The sequence below is a fragment of the Dietzia sp. Cai40 genome (assembly GCF_014145165.1).
In the GTDB taxonomy this organism is placed as follows: Bacteria; Actinomycetota; Actinomycetes; order Mycobacteriales; family Mycobacteriaceae; genus Dietzia; species Dietzia natronolimnaea.
In genome coordinates this window covers 1-3,786 of the sequence record NZ_JAALEB010000277.1, presented here as the reverse complement: position 1 = coordinate 3,786, position 3,786 = coordinate 1, and the positions used below count along the sequence as shown (strand labels likewise).

Genomic DNA, 3,786 nt, shown 5'->3' with positions numbered 1-3,786 from the left:
GCGACGTCGTCCTTGTTGATGGTGAGCGGTGCCTCTTTGACGTGCGCGGACATGCGGGTGCGGACCTGACCCGGGCGGATCACCAGGACGTCCACCCCGTACTCGTCGAGCGCGTAGCCCAGGCCCGTGTAGAAGGAGTCGAGTCCGGCCTTGGTGGAGCCGTAGACGAAGTTGGAGCGGCGGGCGCGGAGTCCGGCGGCCGAACTCATGGCGATGATCCGGCCGTAACCCTGCGCCTTCATCCGCTCGGCGAGCAGCACGCCCACCGAGACGGCGCCGGTGTAGTTGACCTGGGCGATCTGCACGGCCTTGCGCTGATCGGACCACAGTTCCTCGTTCTCCCCGAGCAGGCCGAAAGCCACGATCGCCACGTCGACGTCGCCCCCGGCGAAGATCTGCTCGAAGGCGGCCGGGTGGGAGTCGGTGGCGGCGGCGTCGAAGTCCACCACGTCGACGGCGGTGGCCCCGGCGGCCGTCATCTCGGCGCGCGCGTCCTCGATGCCCGGGTCTCCGGGGAGGCAGGCCAGCACGACGCGCATCGGCCCCTGCTGGAGGTATTCCCCGCAGATCGCCAGGCCGATCTCGGAGGTGCCTCCGAGCAGGAGCAGGGTCTGGGGGACGCCGACGGCATTGATCATGCGCAGGAGTCTACCGAGGCCTTCCCGCCGGAACGGGGAAGGTGGCCGGGACTACCCGGCGGGGCGCGTACCCCGAGAGGGTGGACGGACCGCGGGCGAGGCCGGGGGAGGCCTCCGCGGTGCCCGTCTCCACGCGGTGGACGGCGGGGAGACGGCGACGAGGACGACGGCGGCGGCGACGGTGCGGAGGATCATGGCGGACTCCCGATCGGCCTCCGGGCGACCCTCGTCGTCCGGGGTCACCCTATTGTGGGCCCGCCGACGACCGCCTGTACAGCCCCCGGGTCAGAGCAGTTCGAGACGCCGGCCCATGTCGGAGACGAAGACCCCGTGGGGGTCGATCCCGCGGCGCGTGGCGATCCACGAGTCGATCTGCGGGTACATCGCGTGGAAACGCTCGGCCGGGACCCGCGAGTCCTTGGCGGTGTAGAGCCGGCCGCCCATCGACATGACCTTGGCGTCGAGCTCGTTGACGAACGCGTTCAGGCGGTCGTTGATGGGGAAGTCCACGCACACGTTCCACCCCTCCATGGGGAACGAGAGCGGGGCCTGGTTGCCGGGTCCGAAGAGCTTGAACACGTTGAGGAACGAGTAGTGGCCCGACCGCTGGATGTCGCCGATGATCTCCTTGAACCCGTCGACCGCCCCGGGCGGGACGATGAACTGGTACTGCAGGAAGCCGTCGGACCCGTACGCGCGGTTCCACTCCCCGAAGAGATCGAGCATGTGATAGAAGGCCGGGAGGGTCTTGATCTTGTTCCGCGAGGTGCCGCCGAGGCGGTAGTAGACCTCGCCGATGGGGCCGAAGGTGAACTTGTTGGCCAGGCCGTTGGGGAACACGTCCGGGAACGTGACCAGCGGCTTGGCGTTCATGGCCAGCGGGTCCCTGGCGAGCTTGGGTGCGTACTCCTCGAGCTGGGCCAGCGTGGCGAGCGAACCGCGGGACACCGCCGCGCGGCCGAGCTTCGGGGGTGCGCTGATCGCGTCGAACCACGCCGAGGAGTAGGTGTACCTCGACTCGGAGCCGTCGGTGTGCAGCGCGATGGTCTCGTCGAGCGAGGCCGTCTGATCGGAGTCGGCCAGGAAGAAGGCGGTCTCGGTGCGGGTCATGGCGATCCACACCTTGAGGACCACGCCGGTGAGGCCGTTGCCGCCCACCGTGGCCCAGAAGAGCGTGCCCCCGGGGTCGTCGGACGTCCCACCGGGCTCGAGGGTGAGGACGCGGCCGTCCGCGACGAGCAGCTCCATCCGGGTGACGTGGTTGCCGAACGACCCCGCCGAGTGGTGGTTCTTGCCGTGGATGTCGTGTCCGATCGCCCCGCCCACGGTGACCTGGCGCGTGCCCGGCAGGACCGGCACCCACAGGCCGAACGGCAGGGCGGCGCGCATGAGCTGGTCCAGGTTCACACCGGCGTCGACCACGGCGAGCGCCTTCTCGGCGTTGAGCTCGTGGATGCGGTTGAAGCGGCTCATGTCCAGCACGAGGCCGCCGGAGTTCTGCGCGCTGTCCCCGTACGAGCGGCCGAGTCCCCGGGCCACGACCCCGCGCTGCAGGTGTGCTGGACCGGAGGCGTTGGCGTCGTTGACCGCCGCGACGGCCGCCGAGATCTCCTCCACCGAGCGCGGGGTGAGCACATGGCTCACGGCCGGCGAGGTGCGTCCCCAGCCGGTGAGTCGCTTGAGTTCGGTGTCCAGGGCGGACTGGGCCGGGGGGGGCTGCTGCGTGGTGCTCACCCGGTCGAGGTTACCGCCGGGGTCGGCGATCAGCGGCACCCCGTGGTGATCGGCACGCCCCGGGCGCGGGCGTCGACCCAGTCGAGAGCGGGTCCGACCGCCGTGTAGGCGCCGGTCACGTGTTCTCCGGCCACGGGCGTGTACTCCACGTCCGCACCCGCCGCGCACCACTCGTCGACCAGCCTGTGGGCGGTCCACTCCGGGACGAAGGTGTCCCCGGGGCCCTGCGACGAGCCCGGGCCGGGGCCCATCGGGACGGTCGCGTCGGCGTGCCACACCTGCACGGGCCCGGTGGGGACCTCGCGGGGATCCGCCCCGTGGGCGGGGTCGGCGCGTCCCAGTCGGTTCCGCGCCATGACCTCGATCACCGTGGGATCGGTGCGGGGGTCGACGTCGGTGAGCGCCGACAGCGGGAAGGGAGCGAGTCCGCCGACCGTGTTGGTCGACGCGCAGGCGTCGCGGAGCTGGTGCGCCACCACATCACCGGTGTCGTTGAGCAGCGGGTACAACTGCGGGTACTCGCGGGCCAGCCCCAGTACGGCGGCGCGGTAGAGGCCGGAGGCGAGCGTCCCGTCCATCGTGTCGAACAGATCCGCGTAGTCGGCGGGGACCCCGCCTACGGAGGACCCGACGAGCACACCGGTGAGCTCGGGGGCGTACACCGGCTGCAGTTGGGCGGCCCATCCCGTGGCGATACCCCCGCCGGAGTACCCCACCTGGACCACGCGCGACCCGGAGAAGAGCGGACCCGGGTCGCCGGCCGGGGTGAAGGCGCGGGCCGCGCGGATCCCGTCCAGGACGGCCCGGCCGTTGGCCCGTCCCGCCGCGTAGGCGGCCTTGGGGCCCTGGAAGTCCGTGAGGACGAGCCCGTAACCACGATCGGCGAGGATCTGCAGGAAGGGCGGCAGTTCCATGTTGAACTTGTGGGGCAGGACGTGCGAGGGCATGCACGTCAGCCCCAGCGAATCGATGGTCACGTTGAACGACACGAGCGGCCGGGGATCCGGGCCGGGCCACGGCGTGGCCGGCTCGATGATCGTCGACACGATCTGGTGCGGCCGGTCGTGGGAGTCGGAGCTCTGGACCAGGACCTGCCATCCGCGCCCGAAGTTGCGGACGTTGTGCGGCGGGATCGACACCGGACGCGTGGCCAGGATGGTGCCGGGAGCCGTGTCGGGGTCCACGGTGGGAGGGGAGGAGTACCACGGGTCGGGCGAGGGGCTCGGGAGATACCGCTCCGGGGTGCGCTGGTCGGGTGGGACCGGGCGGAACGCGGCCACGGGGTCGACAGGTCCGGGGTCGACGGGTCCGGAGTCGACAGGTCCGGGGTCGACGGACCCGGGGGAGAGCGCGGCCGGCGGGTGATCGACGGTCCGGGGCTGGGCGCCTGCGGGGGTGCCGGCGACCGCGCACG

3 protein-coding genes are annotated in these 3,786 nt (G+C 71.5%); all 3 read right to left on the bottom strand.

The features are described from left to right. A partial coding sequence (locus tag G6022_RS10980) for a decaprenylphospho-beta-D-erythro-pentofuranosid-2-ulose 2-reductase (protein WP_182691566.1) occupies window positions 1-638 on the bottom strand: 638 nt, incomplete at its 3' end. Between the two features lie 285 nt (window positions 639-923). After that, on the bottom strand, window positions 924-2,372 hold the full coding sequence (locus tag G6022_RS10975; RefSeq protein ID WP_182639818.1) for an FAD-binding protein: 1,449 nt from the start codon (window positions 2,370-2,372) through the stop codon (window positions 924-926). A gap of 29 nt (window positions 2,373-2,401) precedes the next feature. Next, a partial coding sequence (locus tag G6022_RS10970; protein WP_241731166.1) for a lipase family protein occupies window positions 2,402-3,786 on the bottom strand: 1,385 nt, incomplete at its 5' end.